The 20,912-nt window shown below is 67.9% G+C and carries 21 protein-coding genes and 1 pseudogene; 7 read left to right on the plus strand and 15 right to left on the minus strand.

The window, feature by feature from the left end; all coding sequences use genetic code 11:
* Positions 1-143 precede the first annotated feature (143 nt).
* Complete coding sequence (locus MOQ72_RS25115; protein WP_242188089.1) at positions 144-320, minus strand: DUF397 domain-containing protein; 177 nt, start codon at positions 318-320, stop codon at positions 144-146.
* The gene (locus MOQ72_RS25120; protein WP_242188090.1) at positions 310-1,155 is read right to left on the minus strand and encodes a helix-turn-helix domain-containing protein; all 846 of its coding nucleotides are present in this window, start codon (positions 1,153-1,155) and stop codon (positions 310-312) included. The genes MOQ72_RS25115 and MOQ72_RS25120 overlap by 11 nt, the downstream gene beginning before the upstream one ends.
* 167 nt (positions 1,156-1,322) lie before the next feature.
* Between MOQ72_RS25120 and MOQ72_RS25125 the strand changes: the two genes are divergently transcribed.
* Positions 1,323-1,814 (plus strand): hypothetical protein, encoded by a 492-nt coding sequence (locus tag MOQ72_RS25125; protein ID WP_242188091.1) that lies wholly within the window; start codon positions 1,323-1,325, stop codon positions 1,812-1,814.
* Positions 1,815-1,817: 3 nt separating this feature from the next.
* Here MOQ72_RS25125 and MOQ72_RS25130 read toward each other — a convergent pair whose 3' ends face one another.
* The 6 genes from MOQ72_RS25130 to MOQ72_RS25155 all read right to left on the minus strand — a co-directional run bounded on the left by MOQ72_RS25130 (position 1,818) and on the right by MOQ72_RS25155 (position 7,912).
* The gene (locus MOQ72_RS25130) at positions 1,818-2,639 is read right to left on the minus strand and encodes a hypothetical protein (RefSeq protein WP_242188092.1); all 822 of its coding nucleotides are present in this window, start codon (positions 2,637-2,639) and stop codon (positions 1,818-1,820) included.
* Between the two features lie 2 nt (positions 2,640-2,641).
* Positions 2,642-3,496 carry a hypothetical protein gene (locus MOQ72_RS25135; protein WP_242188093.1) on the minus strand — a complete coding sequence of 285 codons (855 nt, stop codon included), beginning with the start codon at positions 3,494-3,496 and terminating at the stop codon, positions 2,642-2,644.
* A gap of 18 nt (positions 3,497-3,514) precedes the next feature.
* A complete protein-coding gene (locus tag MOQ72_RS25140; protein WP_242188094.1) occupies positions 3,515-4,300 on the minus strand; it encodes a hypothetical protein in 786 nt (261 codons plus the stop codon).
* Positions 4,301-4,362: 62 nt separating this feature from the next.
* Positions 4,363-6,096 (minus strand): WXG100 family type VII secretion target, encoded by a 1,734-nt coding sequence (locus MOQ72_RS25145; RefSeq protein WP_242188095.1) that lies wholly within the window; start codon positions 6,094-6,096, stop codon positions 4,363-4,365.
* Between the two features lie 110 nt (positions 6,097-6,206).
* Positions 6,207-7,058 (minus strand): class I SAM-dependent methyltransferase, encoded by an 852-nt coding sequence (locus tag MOQ72_RS25150; RefSeq protein ID WP_242188096.1) that lies wholly within the window; start codon positions 7,056-7,058, stop codon positions 6,207-6,209.
* A gap of 11 nt (positions 7,059-7,069) precedes the next feature.
* A complete protein-coding gene (locus tag MOQ72_RS25155; RefSeq protein WP_242188097.1) occupies positions 7,070-7,912 on the minus strand; it encodes a class I SAM-dependent methyltransferase in 843 nt (280 codons plus the stop codon).
* 49 nt (positions 7,913-7,961) lie between these two features.
* On the opposite strand from MOQ72_RS25155, the gene MOQ72_RS25160 reads away from it, so the two are divergent.
* The gene (locus tag MOQ72_RS25160) at positions 7,962-8,594 is read left to right on the plus strand and encodes a TetR/AcrR family transcriptional regulator (RefSeq protein WP_242188098.1); all 633 of its coding nucleotides are present in this window, start codon (positions 7,962-7,964) and stop codon (positions 8,592-8,594) included.
* A 74-nt stretch (positions 8,595-8,668) separates the two neighbouring features.
* Positions 8,669-8,803, plus strand: a pseudogene (locus MOQ72_RS25165) (epimerase); the annotation flags it as partial.
* Positions 8,804-8,982: 179 nt separating this feature from the next.
* On the opposite strand, the gene MOQ72_RS25170 reads toward MOQ72_RS25165, so the two are convergent.
* Positions 8,983-10,236 (minus strand): amidohydrolase, encoded by a 1,254-nt coding sequence (locus MOQ72_RS25170; RefSeq protein WP_242188099.1) that lies wholly within the window; start codon positions 10,234-10,236, stop codon positions 8,983-8,985.
* Between the two features lie 20 nt (positions 10,237-10,256).
* A complete protein-coding gene (locus MOQ72_RS25175) occupies positions 10,257-11,780 on the minus strand; it encodes an AbgT family transporter (protein ID WP_242188100.1) in 1,524 nt (507 codons plus the stop codon).
* A gap of 117 nt (positions 11,781-11,897) precedes the next feature.
* Between MOQ72_RS25175 and MOQ72_RS25180 the strand changes: the two genes are divergently transcribed.
* Positions 11,898-12,956: an Lrp/AsnC family transcriptional regulator gene (locus tag MOQ72_RS25180; protein WP_242188101.1), complete on the plus strand. Its 1,059-nt coding sequence runs from the start codon at positions 11,898-11,900 to the stop codon at positions 12,954-12,956.
* Positions 12,957-13,041: 85 nt separating this feature from the next.
* On the opposite strand, the gene MOQ72_RS25185 is transcribed toward MOQ72_RS25180, so the two are convergent.
* The 4 genes from MOQ72_RS25185 to MOQ72_RS25200 form a co-directional block, all read right to left on the minus strand.
* Complete coding sequence (locus MOQ72_RS25185) at positions 13,042-13,920, minus strand: NAD(P)-dependent oxidoreductase (RefSeq protein ID WP_242188102.1); 879 nt, start codon at positions 13,918-13,920, stop codon at positions 13,042-13,044.
* A 46-nt stretch (positions 13,921-13,966) separates the two neighbouring features.
* Positions 13,967-15,373 (minus strand): four-carbon acid sugar kinase family protein, encoded by a 1,407-nt coding sequence (locus tag MOQ72_RS25190; RefSeq protein WP_242188103.1) that lies wholly within the window; start codon positions 15,371-15,373, stop codon positions 13,967-13,969.
* An 18-nt stretch (positions 15,374-15,391) separates the two neighbouring features.
* Positions 15,392-16,090, minus strand: coding sequence for a FadR/GntR family transcriptional regulator (locus MOQ72_RS25195; protein WP_242188104.1), 699 nt, complete (start codon positions 16,088-16,090; stop codon positions 15,392-15,394).
* A gap of 76 nt (positions 16,091-16,166) precedes the next feature.
* Positions 16,167-17,300, minus strand: a complete 1,134-nt coding sequence (locus tag MOQ72_RS25200; RefSeq protein WP_242188105.1) for an amidohydrolase family protein — start codon at positions 17,298-17,300, stop codon at positions 16,167-16,169.
* A 538-nt stretch (positions 17,301-17,838) separates the two neighbouring features.
* On the opposite strand from MOQ72_RS25200, the gene MOQ72_RS25205 reads away from it, so the two are divergent.
* Positions 17,839-18,867, plus strand: a complete 1,029-nt coding sequence (locus MOQ72_RS25205) for an MBL fold metallo-hydrolase (RefSeq protein ID WP_242188106.1) — start codon at positions 17,839-17,841, stop codon at positions 18,865-18,867.
* A gap of 182 nt (positions 18,868-19,049) precedes the next feature.
* Positions 19,050-19,328, plus strand: coding sequence for a DUF3040 domain-containing protein (locus MOQ72_RS25210; RefSeq protein ID WP_242188107.1), 279 nt, complete (start codon positions 19,050-19,052; stop codon positions 19,326-19,328).
* A 25-nt stretch (positions 19,329-19,353) separates the two neighbouring features.
* Here MOQ72_RS25210 and MOQ72_RS25215 read toward each other — a convergent pair whose 3' ends face one another.
* Complete coding sequence (locus MOQ72_RS25215) at positions 19,354-19,551, minus strand: DUF2795 domain-containing protein (RefSeq protein ID WP_242188108.1); 198 nt, start codon at positions 19,549-19,551, stop codon at positions 19,354-19,356.
* 80 nt (positions 19,552-19,631) lie between these two features.
* Between MOQ72_RS25215 and MOQ72_RS25220 the strand changes: the two genes are divergently transcribed.
* Positions 19,632-20,912 (plus strand): MFS transporter, encoded by a 1,281-nt coding sequence (locus MOQ72_RS25220; protein WP_242188109.1) that lies wholly within the window; start codon positions 19,632-19,634, stop codon positions 20,910-20,912.

The raw sequence follows: 20,912 nt of genomic DNA on the forward strand, positions 1-20,912 counted from the left end.
CCCCCCCCCCCCCCCCCCCCCCCCAGCGCCCCCGCCGCGGGGGGGCCCCCCCCCCCGGGGGGGGGGGGGGTTTCCCCCCCCCCCCCCACCACACACTCCTGCGCGCGGTGGTCCGCCTCAGCTCGGGCGAGGCCGATCCATGTTCAGCGGTCGAATCGTCCGGCTTTGACGGCCTGCACGAATCCAGCGACGTTGACGCGCAGTGTCGGGCCGTGGGGATCCTTGGAGTCGCGGATGCGGTCTAAGGAACTCGCGAGCTCGATGCAGGTCCCGGTGTTGGCGCTGTAGCTGGACTTGTGCCAGGTTGGTTCAGCGTTCATTGCCCTTCTCCATGTTGTTGGCGATGTACCTGATCAGCTTGGCAGACTCGGCCTGGCTCATCGCCACGTCAAGTACTTTCTCTGCTGCTCGTCGGTAGGTGCGCACGTCTGAGTCTTCGTGCAAGAACAACGCGGACTTGCGGTTTTCCAGGTGCACGACCGTTCCCTCACCTGTCTCTATGAGGTGGAAAGGTCCTTCGAGCGCGGGGTGCCATCCGGTGTCGAAACGAAAAACCCGCAGATCGATGTTGGGGCGCCGGGCAACCTCCAAGATGTACCTGAGCTGCTTGATCATCGCCTCTCGATCGCCGAGCAGCTGCCGGAGGGCGGCTTCTCCAACGAGAGCTACGAAACGGGCAGGTTTATCACGAGTGATCACATCGCGGCGTCCGATCCGAACGGCTATCCGTGTGGCCAACTCGCCCGCTGGAACGCTCGCCTCCGTCATGACAGTGCGGATGTAGTCGTTCGTCTGGAGCAGTCCTGGAATCAGCAGCGGCGACACCTCAATAATTTTCGTCGCGTTCTGTTCGAAGTCAATGAAGGCGGCTAGTTGCTGACGCTGAGCTGGAAGCGTCGTGGCCACCCAGTTCGAGTCATTCGCGCCGTAGGCCAGATCTACGATCTCCTCGTATCGCTCACCGTTGACGCCGAGCGACGTGAGGATTTGTGCGACCTGCTCGGGTTTCGGGGTTCGCTCGCCGGTTTCCCAGCGGGAGAGCACTCCGGGGTCGCGCCCCAGCTGAGCGGCGAATGCTCTCACGGTCAGGTCGCGGTCCTGCCTTGCTTGGCGCAACGCGCTCCCCAGAGCCCGCCCTTTCGGTGTTTTGGTCATGGTGCGTCTCCGTGTTGTCGCCGATGCAACGCCATCTTCAGCGTCCGGACCTGCGCGCATCACCTGTTGCGCCCACGGTCACGACCTTGTTGATGATGCCACGTTGCCCGATTGTTGGGAGTGACTAGATCGTGGCAACGAAAACGCCTGCTAAGGGAGGAAGTCTAATGCACGAACGGCTGCGGGACGTGAGACACGCGGATGGGCTGGCTAACCAGATTCGGCATTTCCAGTACCGGGAGGGGGTTGTGCCGGAGTGGTGCAGGTTCGCGCACATCCGTTGCGGCGCAAGCGATTCCTTGGTCCGGTCTTGGTGCCGACAGCTGTTCCAGGCGACCGAAGTGGAGGATTGCTCGGCGCCGGGGGAGCCGCGCCCTGGGCTGCCGGTGGGGATGCGCGAATGCGCGGATTGCTTTGTGGCGGTCAAGTTTCCGGGCCTCACCGACCGAACGCCGGTGGACGGGATGATCCCAGCACGGATCGACACACCGCGCGAGATGGCGTCAGCGATGCAGGTGCTGCAACAGGATCTGGTGGACGAAGCGAGCCGCATCCCGGCCGGTGACGTGGACCCCGCGCGCCTGGGCAGATTGGCTGCCGACACCGAACGCTTCGCCAGCGCCCTGCGCCGTTTCGGCTGGCTGGCCACGCGGGGCTGACGGTCACATAGGCGGGTACTTGAACAGCGGGACGGGCGGGACGGGCTCGGGGAACGCGTCCAGCACCTCTGATTCGGTCAGCAGGGCTATCACCTGATCCACAGTGGACGAGGACATGTCGGCGAGGGCGATGTGGAAGTTGTCGTCGCCGTACTGCTCTGCCGCCAGGATGGTGGGGATCTGTCGGATGAGGATTTCGGCATCGGAGCGGTTCTCGGTCCACCAGTGTTCGAAGTTGCGCAGTAGCACACCACCTCCCCAGATGGAGCGAAGGCTGATCGTCAGGATGAACGTAGCGACGATGTCCGCTCCATCTGTTGTGGGTTTGCGAGTTTCGCCGCCCCGCGAGTTCTGGGCGGGGATGGTGCGGGCGAGGTCGAGCTGGGCGCCGACTCCGCCGGTGGTGGTGACGTGGTCAACGAACGACTCGAACCGGTGAGGCGGCAGGTTGATGTGCACACCCGCCTGGGCTTGCAGCGCGTTGTCGAAGTCCGGGTTGTCGCAGATGGTCACGGACGGCCCGGGCGGTGGCGGCTCGGGTTCGATGACCTCGGCGACGAAGAGGATGTACTCCCATCTGTTGATGGAGTCGTACATGTAGTCGGGGAACGACACTGATTCCATGATCGCGCGGAGTTCGTCGTGCTCCTGCCGTGAGATGGGGAAGCGCTCCTCCTGCAGCGCGGCCAACAGCACGTCGAGGACGTCGCCGTACTCGCCATCTTCGGCCGCCCTGGACATGAACTGGTAGGTCTTCTCGGGGAGGCGGTCCCGCATCCCGCCGAACAGGGCGTCCACCCTGTTCGCGAACTCGACGTCGTCCATGGTCATTTCTTCTCGGGTCGGTTCAGCACACCAGACCTGGTCGTTGGGTACTTGAAAGTTGGAATGGGCGCGGGATTGAGGGATTCTTCGACTTCGGCATTGGCGAGGGCGGTAATGACTTCTGCTGTGGTGGCCGGGGAAATGTCGGCGAGAGCGACGTGGAGGGTGGCGTCGCCGTATCGTTCTGCCGCCAGGATCGTGGGCATCTGGCGGATGAGGGTCTTCGCCTCGGGGTGGGCTGTGGTCCACCAGTGCTCGAAGTTACGCAGCAGGATGCCGCCGCCCCGAATTGAGCAGGCGCTGACCATCAGGATCAACATGGAGACGATCTTCGATTCCATCGTCGTCGGCTTGCAGGTTCTGCCGTTCCGCATGTACTCGTCGGGAATGGTGCGAGCCAGGTCGACTTGGATACCGACTCCGGCTGTGGTGGTGAAGTGGTCCACGAACGGACCGTGCAGGCTTGGTGGCAGGTCGATGTGCAGTGCGACCTCGTGCCGCAGTGCGTCGCCGAAGTCGGGGTTCTCGTGCGCGGTCACCGGCCGCGCGGGGGCATCCGCGATGCGCTCATCATCGATGATGAGCGCTGCGGCGACGATGTTCTCCCAGTCGTTGATGGAGCCGAGGAACTTGACCGGCAGGTCGAGGTGCCCCATGACGGCGCACAGCTCGTCCCTCTCCCGCTGAGAGATCGGGACCTTCCCTCGGCCGATGATCCCCAGCAGGAGATCCAGCACCACGGCGTGCTCACCAGCAGGGGTCGGGCCGGGCGTGAAGAATATGTCCTTGTACTGCAGTCGGTCACGCATCTGGTCAACGAGTGCGTCCGTCCGCTTCATGAACTCGACGTCGTCCATGATCGCAATCCTCCACCGTCACATGGGCGGGTATTTGAACACCGGGACTGGTGGGATGGGCTCGGGGAATGCGTCCAGCACCTCCGATTCGGCCAGTACCGCGAGCACCTGCTCGACAGTGGACGAGGACATGTCGGCGAGGGCGATGTGGAAGTTGTCGTCGCCGTACTGCTCTGCCGCCAGGATGGTGGGTATCTGGCGGATCAGGGACTCGGCGTCGGAACGGTTCTTGGTCCACCACTGTTCGAAGCCGCGTAGGAGGATGCCGCCGCCCCAGATGGAGCAGCTGCTGATTACCTGGATCAGCACGGGGACGAAGTTCGCTTCCTCCTTCGTCGGTTTGTGCACCTTGCCTTTCCGCAGGTACTGGTCGGGGTTGGTACGGGCGAGGTTGACCTCGACACCGACCCCGACGGCAGCGGAGAAGTGGTCCACGAACGGCTCGTACAGCCGGGTCGGCAGATCGACGTGCAGCCCCACCTGGGTCCGCAGCGTGCGGGCGAAGTCGGGGTTCTCGTGCACGATCACCGACGGTCCGGACGGACCTGGTGGTTCGGGCTCGTCTCTGTCCGGCTCGTCATCGATGACGTTCAGCGACGAGACGATGTTCTCCCAATCGTTGATGAAGTCGTACATCTCGACCGGGAGTCGGTAAAATCCCATGACCGCACGTAGTTCATCGCGTTCGCGCTGTGCCACTGGGGTTTCGGTGTTCTTCAGGAAAGCCAGAAGGTTGTCGAGGACTTCGGCGTGTTCACCGGCGTGCGCTGCGCCGCACATGGAGTCGTAGTCCCTTTCAGGCAAGCGATCACGCATTCGGTGCAGAAGGTCATCGGTTCGATTCATGAATTCGATCTCGTCCATGATCACAGCCTTCTTGGGTTCTCGTTGACGCCGGGTCCGCTTCTTGGGTACGCGGTTACCACACTGCCGTCCTCTCTGATTATTGCTTCGATGAGGACGCCATCCCGGACTCCGGCGACCTTCCAGGTACCGTTGTTCTGTTTGAATGGCGGGCCGTCTGGGTTCTTCGCCACGTCCTGAACACGGCTCAGGATGTCTGCCCTGTCCCATCCTGGCGGCGGCGGAAACTCCGTCTTTCCCGGGTTTCCGGTCCCGGCGAGGTGGCCACCGCCGGTCTGGTCGCCGTCGAGGATGTGCGTCGCCCGCTCAGCGGTGACGTGCACGGATGCCGGGTCGGGGTGCGGTCCGGCCACTCCTGCCCAGGCGTCGTACGGCGCGGTGCCGAGGTGTTGTTCGAGTCCATGGTCTGCCTGATCGTAGGCCCGTCGCTCGGACTCCAGTGTGACCGCCTCGGCATCGCGCGCCCAGGCGTGCAGCCGGTCGGAGATGCCGGAGAGCAGCTGGATGGCTTCGCCGCGCTCGTACTCGTACGTTGCCTTGATTTTGGGGGTGATGGTCTTGATAGCCGCATACCTGCCGGTCTCGTAGCCCAGTTCAGCGAGCTGAGCGATCGAATACCTCCGCAAAAGGCCAAGTGCGGAGAAGACATCCAGATCGTCCAGCGACTCGTAGAGCTTCGCGATGCTCTTCTGGGCGTTGCGCACCGCTTTGGACAGCACCCGGCACGATTCGCTCAGCGCACTGCACGCGGAGGTGAGCACGGGCAGGATTTCCGAGGTCCCGCACAACTGGGACTTGGAAGCCCAGTATTCGCGGATGCGGTCGAAGACCTCGCCGTGGTTGGTCTCCACCAAGCCGTCTATGAGGGTGTCGCCGGATTGCGATACCTCCACAAGCGTTTTGCGGAAGCTCGCCCACTCCTTGTGGCCGTACATGAGCCGATCGGGATCGCCGTCGGGCCAGTACTCGTAGCCCCAGTCCTCCAGGGCTTGCGCGGGGGCGCCGGAACCGCTGGGTGGTGGTTCGGGGCCGGGGCGGACGGTGTCGACCGGGAGCTGCGGTAATCGCTCGGGCAGTTCGCCGCCGCGCCCGGCGACGGAGGCTTCTTCGGAGTCGACGTAGTTGTTGCCGGTGTCGGTCATGCCTTGCGCGACGCCGCCCAGCAGATCCGTCGCGGCGCCGAGCACCGCCCACACCGCCCGCGCGGTGTCGTCGTAGAGGGTTCGCCACGGGGCCAGCACCGGGTCGGCTCCGGCCATGCCCACAGCGTTCGCGTGCAGGTTCCGGCTGGTCCAGGCCATGTTGTCGGCCAGCTGCTGCTGGAGTCCGTGGAACGACCGCGCGGCGCGGCGCAGTTCCTCGACGGAGACATCGACCTCGCCATCGGGCCCGGCGGCCGGGCCCGCCGACATCGGCACGGTCGCCGACCCGCGCGACGCCCCGCTGCCGCCATCCCAGATGGCCAGGTTCGCCTGGTGCGCGCTGAGGTAGTTCTCGTCGATCAGCGACAGCAGATCCGCCATGTCGTCGAGGAATTCGGTCATCTCCTCGGCTTCGCGAACCCACGTCGCCCGAGCCACCTCGAAGCTCTCGGCAGCCTGCCCGGTCCAGGACGCCCGCAGCGGCCCGAGCGATCCATCGAGATCAGCCAGCTTCGTTCGGATCTGCCCGGTGGCGTCGCGCACGCTTTCCCACGCCTCACCGATCGCGGCGTACCGAACAGCGAACCGATCCATCCCGTTCCCCCTCGAACTGCGGCAATCCCACAGTCCTAGGACACGCCCAACCGGTGATCAACCGGTTTCGGCGAACTGTGATCAGCGCGCCTGCTCCAGGAGTCGCTAATTCACTCGTCACTCCGCCGGGTGGCGGTGACCTGCCATGCCGCGCCGCGCAGTCGCACGCCGTCGCTCTGCTGGTGCGGTCGCATCGCCGCGATGAGCGCCGCGTGCGCGCGTTCGGTGGCGACCGGGTCCGCGTCGCGGCGCATCGCCTGGATCGGGCCCCATTCGAAGAGGAAGTCGGCCGCGTCCGCGGCGTCGTGTCCCCAAACCTGCGGGGCTTCGACCGGAATCGCGGTCACGTTCGAGAATTCCGCGTCGGTCAGAACCTCGCGGATGCGGGCGGGATCGGCCAGCGAGGTTGGGCCGGGTTCGTGCGGATCGGTTGGCACCAGCGCCGGTAGGTGTTCCGCCAGCGCGCCGAGCACCGGGCCCAGGTCGTTGCTGTTCATGTCCCGCAGGCACACGAAAGCCAGCCGTCCGCCCGGTCGCAGGGCGCGGCGGATGTTGGCGAACGCGGCGACCGGATCGGCGAAGAACATCACGCCGAACCTGCTGATGGCCACGTCGAACCAGCCGTCCGGGAACGAATGGACCTGGGCGTCGCCCTGCTCGAACGACACGTTGCCGACGCCCTCCCGCGCTGCGGTTTCCCGTGCGCGGCGCAGCATCGGCGCCGAGAGGTCGAGGCCGACGGCCCGTCCCCGAGTCGCTCGCGCGGCGGCCAGGCAGGTCGTCTGACCGCTGCCGCAGCCGATGTCGAGCACCCGGTCCCGTTCGCCGATGCTCGCGGCGCTCAGCAGGTGCTCGTTGAACCCGCTGTTCACCGCGTCGTAGCGGTCCTGGTGCTCGGCCCAGTGCGATCCTTCGTAGCCGTTCCACGCGTCGGCCTGCTGGGTGTTGACGATCGATGCCACGTTGCTTCCTCTCAGTTGGTGGCGCGGACGAGCCAGACGGTTCCGGGCACCTGAACGCCCTGCGGGGTTTCGTACCGCCGGAGTCCGGCGCGCACCTCGTCGCGAATCTTGTCCACAGTGGATTTATCCAGGCCCTGGAGGTTGAACTGGACCGGGCCCAGCGAGCAGATGAATTCGGCTGCGGCGGCCGCGTCCTCGCCCAGCACCTCGATGGCTTCGACCCTGTTGACCGTGATGTCGCGGAATCCGGCCTCGGTGAGAACTTCGTCGATGCGGGCCGGGTCCACCATGGACATCATGCCGCGGGCCGCCGGTGACGGTCCGCTCATGAACTCGGCGAGGGCGGCGGTGGCGCGGGTGTAGTCACCGTCCGGGTTCGGCGCGGTCGGGCCGATGAACGCCAGTCGACCACCTGGTCGCAGGCCGCGGCGGATGTTGGCGAACCCGGCGACCAGGTCGGCGAAGAACATCACGCCGCCCCGACTGATGGCCCGGTCGAAACCGGCTTCCGGGAACGGGTGGACCTGGGCGTCGCCCTGCACGAACTCGATGTTCGGGATGCCCGCCGCGTCGGCACGGGCGCGCGCCAGCATGGGGGCGGAGAGGTCGATGCCCGCCACCCGTCCTCGGGTCGCGAGTTCGGCCGCCAGCCGGGTGGTACGTCCGGTCCCGCACCCGACGTCGAGGACCTGGTGGCCTTCGTCGATCTCGGCGGCGGTGAAGAGGGCGGCGTTGAAATCGTCGAGCATCCCGTTGTAGCGGTCGGGGTTCTCCGCCCAGAGCCTGCCCTCCCAACCGTTCCACGCCTCGGACTGCTGGATGTTGACCACCGGTCCCATCGCTGCCCCTCTCATTTGACTAGAGTCCAACTCTAGTGACTGACTCTAGTTATAGACTCCGGTCGTGAGTCCGGTCAACAAGGGTGGGAAGCGGGCCAAGAGGGCCAGGCAGACGCGGCTGCGGATGTTGCAGGCCGCGGGCGAGTTGTTCGTCGAGCACGGTTACGCCGCGACGCCGCTGCAGGACATCGCCGACCGGGCCGGAGTCGCGGTGCAGACCATCTACTTCACGTTCCGCAACAAGCGGACCCTGCTGAAGGAGGTCGTGGACACCGCGATCGCGGGCGACGACGAGCCGATCGCGACGATGGACCGGTCGTGGTTCCGTGCCGCCCTCGACGCCGAGACCGCCGAGGCCCAGCTGCGGGCGCATGTCGCGGGCGTGCGGCACATCATGGAGCGGGTCGCGACGATCAGCGAAATGTTGCGCATCGCCGCCGCGGCGGACCCCGAGATCGCGGATCTGTGGCAGCGGGACGCCGACCCGCGCTACACCGTCCAGGCGGCCGCGGCGAAGGTACTGGTCACCAAGCCGGGGGTGCGCGGCGACCTGGCGGCCGAGCACGCGGCCGACGTGCTCTTCGGCCTGCTCAGCCCCGAGCTCTACCTGCTCCTCGTCCGCGACCGCGGCTGGTCGCCGGAGCAGTGGGAGCAATGGGCCTTCGACACCCTTCGCGCGCAGCTCTGCCAAGCCTGACAGACGGCCTGGGGCGTGTTCACCGGTAGCGATTGGGGTCGACGACCGGTGAGATGCCGGGCAGGGCCGAGGACATGCGAATTCTCGTGCTGGGTGGAACTTCGTTTCTGTCGAAGGAGGTTGCTGCCGTCGCGTTGCGGCGGGGCCACGACGTGGTGTGCGCCGCTCGCGGTCGAACGGGGCCGGTGCCACCCGGTGCCGAGTTGGTGACGTCGTGAGTGCGCCCCAGCCCGGTTACGCACCCACAACCCCGTTCGGGTGAGAGGTGAGGGGCACCCTTTACCAAGTATGTTGGTGAAGGGTGCCCCTCACTCCTATTCCGTCACGCTGTGGAGCGGCGGAGCACGGTTCGCGCCGAGGTTTTTCGCGAGTTGCGAGCAGTCGGGAGTCAGTGGCGGATGAGGCGTTCGATGACGTCGAGGGCTACTGGCATGGCGGTTTCGTCGATGTCGAACAGCGGGTTGTGGTGTGGTGCGGTGTTTCCGCCTCCGACCGTCATGTACGTTGCGATGCCGCCCTGTTGTTGGACAGCTCGGGCGAACAGGCTTGCGTCGTCGCTGCCGCCCATCTGCTGGAAACCGTTACCTGTCTTGGCTTCCGGTAGTCCGGCCGCGATCTGGTTGATGGTGTCGACGAGTTCCGCGTCGCAGTCCATCGTGGCCGATCCGCCGGTTTCGACGACGTCGACCGACACTCCGTGCATCGCACCCGAACCGAGCAGCGCGTTCTTGATCCGCTCCGTCAAATCCTTGCTGACTTCGGTGTCCGTGGAGCGGGCTTCGAGGGTCATTTCCGCCCAGGACGGCACGATGTTGACGTTGTCGCCGCCGTGCAGCGTGCCGACGTTGATGCGGGTGTCCGCAGTGGAGTATCGCGGCAGCGCCATCACGTTGAGCAGCGCGCTCGCGGCGGTGACGAGCGCGTTGGCGCCCTGCTCCGGCGCTCCGGCGGCGTGTGCGGCCGTGCCCGAGAAGTTGGCGCGCATCTTGGTGGTGGCCAGCAGGCCCTGGATGCCGCCGCTGACTTTTCCGGCTGGTTCGTCGAGACCGAGGTGCACCGCCACGAACCGGTCGACCCCGTCGGCGGCTCCAGCGGCGAGCATCGACGCCGCGCCCCGGCCACCTTCCTCGGCGGGCTGGAACAGGAACCGGACCGTGCCCGCGAAGTCGTTGTCCGCGACCAATCTGCTGGCCAGTCCGAGACCGATGGTGGTGTGGGTGTCGTGCGCGCACGCGTGCATCGCACCGTAGTCGCAACGGAATCCGAGCGCGGCTGGGGCGTGCTCGGAGCTGTCGGATTCGGCGAGCGGCAGCGCGTCCATGTCGAACCGCAGCCCCCACGTGGGGCCGGGCCGGTTGCCGGTCACCTCGGCGATCACGGCCGTGCCGAACTCGGCGGCGTGCTCGACGCTCGCGGCGTCGGCGCCTGTGTTCACCGCGCGCTCGGCGACCAGTTCGCGTCGCTGGGCGGTGGGGTAGTCGACCACGGTTTCGGCCCGCATCGCGGCCTGCCCGGTCAGCGGCTCCAAGCCCAGTTTCCGCAGGTGTGACACGACGATGCTGGACGTGCGGATCTCCAGGAACGCGGGCTCGGCGTATCGGTGGAAGTCGCGCCGCAACGCCACGAGCTCGTCGAACTGCATGCTCTCTCCTTTGTAGACGGTCACAGCCGGATGCCGGAGCCCGGCCCCACTGGCAGGTCGAAGAAGTAGAAGACGGCGAGGATGAGCAGCCACATCGCGAAGAACGGCAGCACGAAGACGCTCAACCGGGCCAGCAGCGTGCCCAACTGGGTCTCCGGCTGGTACTTCCGGTTCACGCTCAGCAGGATGTAGACGTATGCGTTGAGCGGGCTGACCGCCTGCGTGGTCGAGTCACCAATCCGGTACGCGGCCTGGATGAACGCCGGGTCGTAGCCGAGGATGGTGAACGCCGGGATCATCACCGGCGCCAGCAGCGACCACAGCGCCGAACCCGAGGTGATGAACAGGTTCGCCACGGTCGCCAGCAGGATCATCACCAGGATCGCTGGGAAGCCGGTGAGGTGCGCGGCGCGCAGCCCGTCGGCGGCGCCGACGGCGATCAGGGTGCCCAGGTTCGACCAGGTGAACAGGGCGATGAACTGGGCCGCGACGAAGATGAACACGATGTAACCGGCCATGTCCTTGACCGTCTCGGTCATCATCCGCGGCACGTCGGCACGCTTGGCCACAGTGCCCGCGGTCGTGCCGTAGACCAGGCCCGCCAACAGGAACGCGAAGATGATCAGCGGGACGATGCTGTCCAGGAACGGCGAAGGAACGAGCGCGCCGCCGTCGCCGCGCAGGAAACTGCCCGGCACCAGCCAAGTCGCGAAGGCCAGCACCACGTAACCGGCGAGCGCCGCGAACGCCCGCCACACACCTTTGCGCTGCTGTGCGGTGATTTCCATCGTCTGGTCCCCGTCGGGGTCGGTCCACGGCCCGAGCCGCGGTTCCAGCACCCGGTCGATCAGGAACCCGCCGACAAGCGGGAGCAGCAGCCCGGCGGCTGCGGCGAAGAAGTAGTTCATCGCGATGTGGGTGTGCACCTCGGTGGGCGGCGGGGCGATCTGGATCGCCTTGCTGGTGATGCCCTCCAACAGCCCGTCCAGCGAGCCGATCAGGATTCCGGCGCCGTAACCCGTTGCGCCGCAAGCGAAAGCGCCGATCAGACCCGCCACCGGATGCCGTCCGGCGGCCTTGAACATCAGCGCGGCCAGCGGCGGGATCACGATCATGGACGGATCGGACATCACGTGGCCCTGGCACGCCACGAACGCCACGACGTAGGGCAGCAGCCAGCGCGGCGCCCGGCCGAAGACCAGGGTGACGGCGGCGGACAGGAATCCGGTCCGCTCGGCGAAACCGACGACGAGCATCATCGCCAGCACGGTGCCCAGCGGCGGAAAACCGATGAAGTTGTCCACGAAGTTGGTCAGGAACCACACCAGGCCCTCGGTGCTGAGCACGGCGTGCACCGGGACTGGTTCGGGTTTGCCGGGCACCTCGACGGTGACGCCGAAGGCCGCCACCACCGTGGAGATCACCGCCAGCGCGATCAGCAGGTAGACGAACAGGAAGAACGGTTCGGGGATCTTGCTGCCGAGCCGTTCGATCCCGGCGAACACCCGGTCCAGCCGGGTGTTCCGGGTACGCGCTGTGTCCATGCGATCTCCGAGCGCAGTCGTACTCGCCGCGGGCTCGTACCCGCAGTACGGCCAGGGTGGACAAGCATTCCGCCGCGCTGCTTGGATTGCCGGAAACGGTCACGTGAAGGTTTGTGCATGCAAGATTCGTCCATCCTCGACGAGCTCGACTTGGCGCTGGTCAACGCCGTGCAGATCGCCCCGCGCGGCTCCTGGCAGGTGCTCGGCTCGGTGCTGGGCGTCGATCCGAGCACGGTGGCGCGCCGATGGCAGCGGATCACCGAGCTCGGGCTGGTGTGGATGACCGCGTACGCGCGGCTGACCGTACCGTCGTCGTTCGTGCTGGGCTGCGTGGAGATCGACTGCGTGCCAGCCCACCGGGACCGGTTGGCGACGGTGCTCGCGCGGCTGCCGCAGGTCGTTTCGGTGCACCACGTCGGCAGCGGGCGGGATCTGTTCGTGCTCATCAACGCGCGGAATCTGACCGCGCTGTCCCGCTTCGTGCTGGACGAGCTCAGCCACCAGCCCGGCGTCCGGCGCACTAGCGTGCAACCGGCCACTACCGTCTACAGCGAAGGCGGGCACTGGCGGTTGGACGCGCTTTCCCCGAGGCAGCGCGCGGAACTGGCCAGGCACGCCCTGAAGCGCACGCGCCAGGGTGTGGTCACCGAAGCGGACCGCGATCTGCTGGTCGCGCTGAGCACCGAGGGCCGCCGGTCGGTGGCCGAGCTCGCCGCGCTGACGGACACCAGCGTGTCCACCGCGCGGCGGCGGCTGCGCAGGCTCATCGACGGCGGTCTGATGTCGATCCGCTGCGAGGTCGCGCAGAGCCTCACCGGCTGGCCGGTCTCAGCGATCTTCTGGGCGAACGTGCCGCCCGACGAGCTGTCCGAGGTCGGTCGACGGCTGGCGAAGCTGCCGGAGATCCGGTTCTGCGCCGCGGTGACCGGTGAGCACAACCTCGTCATGATCGTCTGGCTGCGGTCCCCGGAGGACGGCCAGCGGCTGGAGGAATACCTGGCGGCCCACCTGCCGTCGCTGTCCCTGGCGGAACGCGCGATCACCCTGCGCCAGCTGAAGCGGCAGACCCGCCTGCTGGACGACCTGGGCCGAAGCATCGAGATCGTGCCCGCGGACCCGTGGGCGGAACTCCACCTGAACACCCGCCCCACCCTGCTGGGCCGCAGTTCCGCCTGAAACCGCCCTGAGCCGAGGCGGGTGTTCCAAATTTCCCTGCAATTGGGAAATCCGCCCCAGATGGCCGTGCGCGTCGGCCGTGGGTTCAGTCCTTCGGCGACAGGACCGTGACGACGCTGGAGTCGTCGGCGGCGCTGAGACCTGCCTGCTCGCCGAGCAGGTAGAGCTGGTGGGCGGCTGCCGCGAGCGGTGTCGGCACGTGCGCGTTGTGGGCGAGTTCGCCGACGATGCCCATGTCCTTGACGAAGATGTCCAGCCTCGACCGGACTTCAGCGCCGTCGCCGTACGCCTCCAGCATGCGCGGGCCCCGGTCGGCCAGCATGAACGAACTGGCCGCGCCCTGGCTGAGCGCTTCGATGACCACGCCTGGCTCCAGCCCGATGCCACGCGCCAGCGCGACCGCTTCCGCGGCAGCGGCGATGTGCACTCCGGCCAACAACTGGTTGATCGCTTTGAGGGCCTGCCCGTCGCCGGGGTTAGAGCCGATCACCGTCACCGTCGAGGCGAGTCGTTCGAGCACCGGACGGGCCACCGCCAGCGCCTCGTCGTCGGCACCGACGACGATCAGCAGGTCACCGGTACCGGCGCGGGCCGGGCCGCCGCTGACCGGGGCATCGACGAACCGGTGACCGGTCAGCCGCGCCGCCGTGGCTCGCGCCGCTGCTGGGCCGATGGTGCTGGTGAGCATCACGACCGCGTCCGAACGCAGAGCCGATGCGGCTCCCTGCGCGCCGAACAACGCTTCGTCGACCTGCTGCTGGTCGCGGAGCGCGAGCAGCACCACATCAGCGTCGGCTACCGCCTCCGCCGGGCTCGCCGCCGCGGTGGCGCCCTGCTCCGCGGCTCGGGCGCGTTGCCCCTCCGCTACGTCGAACGCGGTCACCGGGAACTCGGCGGCGAGGTGGGTGGCCATCGGCAGCCCCATCGCGCCGAGGCCGATCACCGAAACCCGTGGCGTGGCCATGTCTTCCTCCGGTCGTGAGTGGTTCTGGTTGCTGTGACGGCCAAAATCACTCACGAGTGCGCAGGGTGCGGACGACGTGAGCGAGGGCGTGTTCGTCCCCGACGTTGCCGGGGAAGACGATGTAGGCGATCCCCGCCGACGCACCGGTCACCGGTTCCCACAGCGACACCATGCCCGGCAGCATCGTGCCCCTGGTGATCGCGCGGCGGATGTGCAGGCTGTCGGTGGCGATGTCGCTGGAGGTGATCCCGCCCTTGGCGACGACGAATCCTGGCCGGCGCGTCCGAACCGCCGCGGCCACGGTCTCGACCAGAGCGGATGACACCGCACGGGCGATGGCCAGGCTGTCGTCCGCGTCGGCACCGGTGACCAGGGTGCGACTGGTGCGGATCACCGCATCGCAGCGCGCCATCGCCTGCGCCGCGCGATGGCTGATGTCGGCGATGTGATCGTCCCTTGTGGACGGATCGAGCAGGGTCGGCACGTCCAGTTCGAACTCTTCGATGCCGCCGAGCTCGCGCAGCCCGGCGAGCTGCGCGGTGGTCAGCCCGACGTGCGAGCCGACCGCGATCAGCCCGTGCCCGGCGCCGTACGCGCGCAGCGCAGTCCCGTTCAACGGCGGGCTCGCGGCCTGCCCGATCCGGGCCCGCACGAACGCCGGTCCGATCCGGTAGAGCAGCCGCGTGCCCTGCGATTCCGCCTGGTGCAGGGCGAGTGCGAGCACCCGCAGGTCGTCGTCGCAGGCCGCGTCCACGACGATCTGCCGCCGGTCGCGCACCCCGGCCAGCAGCGTGGCGACGTGCTGGGGTCCACCGGCGCGCAGGTCGGCTAGCGTGATCGCCAGGACGTCCTCGGCCGCGACTCGTCCGCCGGTCTTCTCCGCGACCCAGTCGCGGAGGTTCGAACTGCGGTAGCCGAAGCTGGCGTCGCGGGCGAATTCGGTTTCACCGGCCGGAACCATCCCCTCGGCGGTCCGCGTCCAGTGCACCGAGTCGATCGTGAACCGACCGGCATCTGGGAAGGCGGGCACGATGACAACACCGTCGACCTGGCGTCCGCGCCGGTCCAGTTCTTCGGCCAGCACATCGGTTTCCAGCGGGTAGTGGCCGCGCAGCGTCGAGTCGCTGCGACTGGCCAGCACGAAGTCGACGCCTTCGGCCCGCGCCGCCTCGGTGAGCGCGTCGACGACCTCGCGGTTGCGCGCGGCGGCGTCGTCGGCGGCGAGGCTGCGGGTGTTGGTGAGCACGAAGAACGCGCGGCCCGGCTGCCGCAGCCCCCACCGCAGGTCCTCGGTGGACCAGCTGGTCAGCACCGGCACGTCGGCGACGGTCTGGGTGCCGGTGGGGTCGTCGTCGAGGACGACCAGGTGCGGTCCGTCGGTGATCTCGGCCGCCTCGACCGGGCGGACCGGTGGTAGCCCGGCCAGCAGTTCGTCTACCGGAACCGGCGGCATTGCTCCTCCCCGCATTGGTCAGCCCTGCTTGTCGATCACGTGGGTGCGCAGGTCGTCGGCGGTCTGCGCGAGGTGGTCGATCATCGCCCGCCGAGCCCGCACCGGATCGCCGGATTCGAGCGCGCGCAGGATCTTGGTGTGCTGCTCGATGGCGTTGGCGCGGATCTCGCCGACCGAGGAGGTCTCCCGGCGGCCCTCGATCAGCAACCGGCCGAACGGCTCGAACATCAGCGGGATGAACACGTTGCCGGTGGACTGCATCACGGTGTTGTGGAAGGCGATGTCGGCGGCGACGAACAGTTCCACGTCGTCGGTGTCGGCGGCGGTCTGCATGTCGTGCAGTTGTTCCCGCAGTTGCGCGAGGTCTTCCTCGGTCCGTTTGACGGCGGAGAGCTCGGCGGCGCCGACCTCCAGCAGCCGACGGGCCTCGATCAGGCTTTCCGAGACTGCGCTGCTGGACCGGGGCGAGGTCGCGGCCCGGATCATCGGATCCAACGCGGTCCACTGCGCTGGAGCGTTGACGTAGGTGCCGCGACCGCGTTGGATGCGCACCACGTTCTGCACCCGCAGTGCTTTGATCGCCTCCCGGATGGTCAACCGGCTCACCGAGAACTGCTCGGCGAGCTCGCCTTCCGAAGGCAGTGCGGTGCCGGGCGGGTAGCTGCCATCGATGATCGACCCGAGCAACCGCTCGGAGAGTTCGTCCGGCAACGACACCCGAGGCTCCCTGTCATCAGACGTCAGATGTCTGGGTGACGTTAAACCTCCGCCGCCATCTCGTCAAGGCTCCGATTCACCGCGCTGCCAGCCGGTAGACGCGGCGTGCGTTGTCCCGGCCGATCATGCGGGCCACCCGGATCGCGTCGTGTGCGGACCACTCACCGGCCTCGACCCACGGTGAAAGCGCCTTGCGCATACCCCGCCGCCACAGCAGCGCGCCCAGGTGGTGCAGCTCCGGCGGCCCCCAGGCGTCGGAGGAGAACAGGATCTTCGCGAACGGCGCGAGCTCCAGCGACTCCGCGACCACGGCCGACGAGCGGACCCCGCTGTGGTTCACGCCGAGCCCCACGTCGAAGTACACGTGCGGGAAGACCTGCGCCAGGTATCCGGCATTGCGGTGGAACGGATAGCAGTGCAGCAACAGCAGATCGACCCCGAACGGCTCCACGAGCTTGATGAACCGCGTCAGCAGCAGCGGGTCGCAGCGGTGCAACTCGATGTCGGGATCCCCGTAGCCCGCGTGCAGCTGCAACGGCAGGCCGCGGTCGACGCCCGACCACAGCAGGAACCGCAGCAAGACCGGGTCGGCCACGCGCCCAGCGCCGGAACGCAGCCAATTTTCGGCGGCGGCAACGACTTCGACATCCGAAGGACGTTGCGGATCGAAGTCGAAACCGCAGCGGTAGGCGACGATGCTCTTGAGGCCGACCGCGCCGACGGTGCGCTCCGCGAGCACTTCGGGGAACCGCGACGGCAGATCCGCGGCACGCACCTCGTGCCGCGCGAGGTCCTCCAGCACCGCTTCCAGGCGCACGACTTCGTCGGCTGGGACGCCGGAAGTCGACGCCATCTCGGCAGGGGAGAGGACCTCGTCGCCCTGGTACCCGGTTTCCACCAGGTAGTGCCCGATGCCGCTGGCCGCCAGCAGCCGCCGCGCGACCTCGGGTGCGCCGAGTTCTTCGCGGCGTGCCACGTAGTCGGCGGCGTCGGCGTGCGGCGGCAGGTCGAGCACCGGGGCGCACCAGCGCCGGATGGCGAAGCCCAGCTGCGAGTCGAACTGGGTCATCCAGGTGGGAACCGGTCGGTCGGACTCGGTGAGCAGCAGTTCCAGCGTTGGCCGGTCGACCGCGCTGGCCAGCGCGCCGTGCACGTGGTGGTCCACCAGCGGCAGGTGGTCGATGGCCGTCGCCAAGTCCTCAGTAGACATCCGCTGCCCTCCCGGTGCGTCGCGCGTCGGGGCACCCGCCGAGGTTCGCGAGTCCGCCGCTGACATCGAGTATGGAACGACCATCGCCGCGAGCATCTTCCGAGATGCGGAATCATTCGGTCTGTTCCGGTGAATTTCCACGAGAACCGCTCGGTATGCGGACGCTCGGAATCCGGAGTCGACACGACCACGGCAGCCATGCGGGCGGACCCAGCCCCTGGAGTTGGGCAGCGGTTTCCACTGGATCGCCGGATGTGACCAACGACACTGTTTCTTCATCTCGGCTCCTGCCGAGGTCCACTTTGGACGCTTCGGGTGGATGTGGTGGCCGTAGTCCTCGCGTGGCTGAAGTTCGCAGCTCGGCCGCGATGTGCTGGGCATCAGCGCGTCAGGTCGCGGCACTCGCGCCGTCGCGCGTTCTCGGACGTACGGTCCCGAGCGCGTCGCGTGCTGCGGCCCGCAGCACACTGACCGGTTGGTATGTGTGTGGTACTCCTGGTGGACCGCCCAGGTCAGGGGCGTGCTTGGAGGTGTGGTCATGGGCGACTCGCGGCACGAGTGGATGCAGCCGGGCGCATACCCCGTCGCGCCGGGCGTGCACCGGATCCCGCTGCCCCTTCCCAACGACGGTCTGCGTGCCGTGAACGTCTACGCGGTGGCCGACGGCGACGCGCTGACCCTGATCGACGGTGGCTGGGCGCTGGAGGAGTCGCGGGACCAGCTCAGCACCGCGCTGCGCCAGATCGGAGCCGGGCTGGGCGACATCAACCGGTTCCTGGTCACCCACGCGCACCGCGACCACTACACCCAGGCGGTGGCGCTGCGGCGGGAGTTCGGGGCCAAGGTGCTGTTGGGCGAGGACGAGCGCTACACCATCCGCGTCCTGATGGCCCCCGACCACAGGTCGCTGGACAAGCAGATCGAACTGCTCGACGAGTGCGGCGCCAAACCGGTGCGCGACGCGGTGGTGGCCGCGCGCGAGCAGGGCGGCCGTCGCAGCTCGCACGTCTGGGAAGAGCCCGACGAGTGGATCGGCAACGCCGCCGACCTCAGCCTCGCCGACCGACCGCTGCGCGCGTTGGCGACGCCGGGGCACACCCGTGGGCACCTGGTGTTCATCGACGATGCCAACGACCTGATGTTCGCCGGGGACCACGTGCTGCCGCACATCACGCCGTCCATCGGCTTCGAGCAGGCCCCGAGCGAAGTGCCGCTGCGCGATTACCTGGCGTCGCTGCGGCTGGTCCGCACGCTGCCCGACATGCGGCTGCTGCCCGCGCACGGCCCCGTCACCGAGAGCGTGCACCAGCGAGTGGACGAACTGCTCGACCACCACGACGCCCGGTTGGCCGCGACCGCGGAGGTCGTCGGCCGCGGCGCCAGCACCGCTTACGAGGCGGCCCGCGCGCTGACCTGGACCCGCCGCGAACGCACCCTCGACGAGCTCGACCCCTTCAACCAGATGATGGCGGTGCTGGAAACCGCAGCCCACCTGGATGTGCTGAGCCTGCAGGGCAAACTGGGCAAAGCGGAGATCGAGGGCGTCGTGCACTACGCGTTGGCCTGACCGGCCTGTCCGACGACGTTCGGTAATCGTCGGATGTTGCTGTGCGTGCTGGAAAATCACCCGGCTGCCGCGTTCGGTGACCAACCTCGGCGTGCGAATCTGGATGGGCCCATCCGTGGCTTGAGGCAGGTGGGGGACGGGTACCTCGTTGGGGTCGAAGCGAACGTCGCTAGGAGCTCGTCATGTTGAGCAGGCACGAGCGGGACAGGTTGGCCGAGATCGAGTCCGCTCTGGCGTCCGATGATCCTCGGCTGGCGGAGAAGTTCGATCGGTTCGACGGTGGCCGCCGCTGGCCCGGCGTGCGCAGGCTGCTGGTGCTGCTGGTGCTCGCGGTCACCGCTTTGGTGGCGCTGATGTGCCTGGTGAGCGGGCTGGTGCTGAGCTCGCTCACGCTGGCGCTGCTGACCGTGGCCGGAACCGCTGGCGTTTGCTGGCACACCCGGCGGAAACGGCGTTCCTGACACGTTCCAGTCCAATGTGGACGATTTACGGCGTGCGGTGCGGCAGTGCCTGCAGCACTGTGTCGGGCTCGACGTAGACGCCGTCGGGCAGGCTCTCGATGCGTTCCAGGTGCGCCGCTGGAGCTCCCAGCGCGACGCACTGCTGGAAGATCTCCCGCTTGGTGGCCGGAAAACGGACGTGGCAGAGGAACCTGAGCAGTTCTCCGCGGTCAGGTACGGGCATCATCGTGTCCCCCGCCGGTCGATCCAGCTGTGTCGACAACCGACTACCCGTCCCACTTGGTGAAAACACGCGGAACTCCGATGACCTCGCGGATGTGGCGGTTGGGGTGGCTGGGGCTTGACACCACGCCCGTCGAAGGTGTTGTTGGAGGGAATGCGAATCCACTGCGGACCGCGGCGGTGAGCCCGCTGTCCGAAGCTGGCCTGCGTCGTGTCCTGCTGGTGCTGTGCGGCACCGAGATCACCAGCTGGGGCGTGCTGGTCTACGCCTTTCCCGTGCTGGCACCGGCGATCAGCGCGGACACCGGTTGGTCGGTGGCGATGCTGACGGCCGGGTTCTCGGTGTGCCAGATCACCGCGGCGTTGACCGGGGTGGCGGTCGGCCGTTGGCTGGACCGCTGGGGGCCGCGCCCGGTGATGACGGCGGGTTCGCTGCTGGCCGTCCCGGCCTTGCTCGGCGTCGCCAGCGCGACGACCCCGGCGTGGTACTTCGTCGCCTGGATCGTCGCGGGCTTGGCCACTTCCGGAGTGCTCTACCAGCCCGCGTTCGCGGCGCTGACCAGGTGGTGGGGGCCGCGGCGGGTGACGGCGCTGACAGCCGTGACCTTGGTCGCCGGACTCGCCAGCACCGTGTTCGCACCGTTGACGGCCGTCCTCAACGCCCACTTGGACTGGCGGACGACGTACGTCGTGCTCGCCGTGATCCTCGGCCTGATCACGATCCCCGCGCACGCGCTCGGCCTGCGCGGCGCCTGGCCACGCGCCGCCCAAACCGAGGCGCGGCACGGCGATCCGGGCGCGGTGGCGCGCAGTCGCGCCTTCATCGCGCTCGCGGCAGCGATGAGCCTGGGCGCGTTCGCGATCTACGCCGTGGTCATCAACCTGGTGCCGCTGCTGATCGAACGCGGGATGTCCACCGGTCTGGCCGCCATCGCGCTCGGACTCGGCGGCGTCGGGCAGGTCTGCGGCCGTTTGGGGTACGGGCGGTTGGTCAACAGCACGGCAGCGCACACCCGCACAGCGGTCGTGATCGCGGCTGGCGCGGCGACGACCGGACTGCTGGCCGTCATCCCCGGCCCTGCGGCGTTGCTGATCGCCGCGGCGATGTTGGCCGGGGCGGCGCGCGGTGTCTTCACCCTGCTCCAGGCGACGGCCATCAGCGATCGCTGGGGTGCGGCGCAGTTCGGGCGGCTCAACGGAATGCTCTCCGCGCCGGTGCTGGTGGCGATCGCACTGGCACCGTGGGGCGGCGCGGCGCTGGCGGAGGTGTTCGGCGGCTACTCGGTCGTGTTCGCGGTGCTAGCCGGGCTAGCCGCATTCGCCGCACTGCTCTCCCTGGCGTCGATGCCACCCGACCCCTAG

The organism is Saccharopolyspora soli, assembly GCF_022678645.1.
Classification (GTDB): domain Bacteria; phylum Actinomycetota; class Actinomycetes; order Mycobacteriales; family Pseudonocardiaceae; genus Saccharopolyspora; species Saccharopolyspora soli.

Coding starts and splice junctions, on each gene's coding strand:
- MOQ72_RS25130 (WP_242188092.1), bottom strand. CDS start 2,639: ATGGACGACGTCGAGTTCGCGAACAGGGTGGACGCCCTGTTCGGCGGG.
- MOQ72_RS25125 (WP_242188091.1), top strand. CDS start 1,323: ATGCACGAACGGCTGCGGGACGTGAGACACGCGGATGGGCTGGCTAAC.
- MOQ72_RS25215 (WP_242188108.1), bottom strand. CDS start 19,551: ATGCCCGTACCTGACCGCGGAGAACTGCTCAGGTTCCTCTGCCACGTC.
- MOQ72_RS25175 (WP_242188100.1), bottom strand. CDS start 11,780: ATGGACACAGCGCGTACCCGGAACACCCGGCTGGACCGGGTGTTCGCC.
- MOQ72_RS25115 (WP_242188089.1), bottom strand. CDS start 320: ATGAACGCTGAACCAACCTGGCACAAGTCCAGCTACAGCGCCAACACC.
- MOQ72_RS25210 (WP_242188107.1), top strand. CDS start 19,050: ATGTTGAGCAGGCACGAGCGGGACAGGTTGGCCGAGATCGAGTCCGCT.
- MOQ72_RS25135 (WP_242188093.1), bottom strand. CDS start 3,496: ATGGACGACGTCGAGTTCATGAAGCGGACGGACGCACTCGTTGACCAG.
- MOQ72_RS25200 (WP_242188105.1), bottom strand. CDS start 17,300: ATGTCTACTGAGGACTTGGCGACGGCCATCGACCACCTGCCGCTGGTG.
- MOQ72_RS25170 (WP_242188099.1), bottom strand. CDS start 10,236: ATGCAGTTCGACGAGCTCGTGGCGTTGCGGCGCGACTTCCACCGATAC.
- MOQ72_RS25185 (WP_242188102.1), bottom strand. CDS start 13,920: ATGGCCACGCCACGGGTTTCGGTGATCGGCCTCGGCGCGATGGGGCTG.
- MOQ72_RS25120 (WP_242188090.1), bottom strand. CDS start 1,155: ATGACCAAAACACCGAAAGGGCGGGCTCTGGGGAGCGCGTTGCGCCAA.
- MOQ72_RS25180 (WP_242188101.1), top strand. CDS start 11,898: ATGCAAGATTCGTCCATCCTCGACGAGCTCGACTTGGCGCTGGTCAAC.
- MOQ72_RS25155 (WP_242188097.1), bottom strand. CDS start 7,912: ATGAGAGGGGCAGCGATGGGACCGGTGGTCAACATCCAGCAGTCCGAG.
- MOQ72_RS25145 (WP_242188095.1), bottom strand. CDS start 6,096: ATGGATCGGTTCGCTGTTCGGTACGCCGCGATCGGTGAGGCGTGGGAA.
- MOQ72_RS25205 (WP_242188106.1), top strand. CDS start 17,839: ATGGGCGACTCGCGGCACGAGTGGATGCAGCCGGGCGCATACCCCGTC.
- MOQ72_RS25190 (WP_242188103.1), bottom strand. CDS start 15,373: ATGCCGCCGGTTCCGGTAGACGAACTGCTGGCCGGGCTACCACCGGTC.
- MOQ72_RS25220 (WP_242188109.1), top strand. CDS start 19,632: ATGACCTCGCGGATGTGGCGGTTGGGGTGGCTGGGGCTTGACACCACG.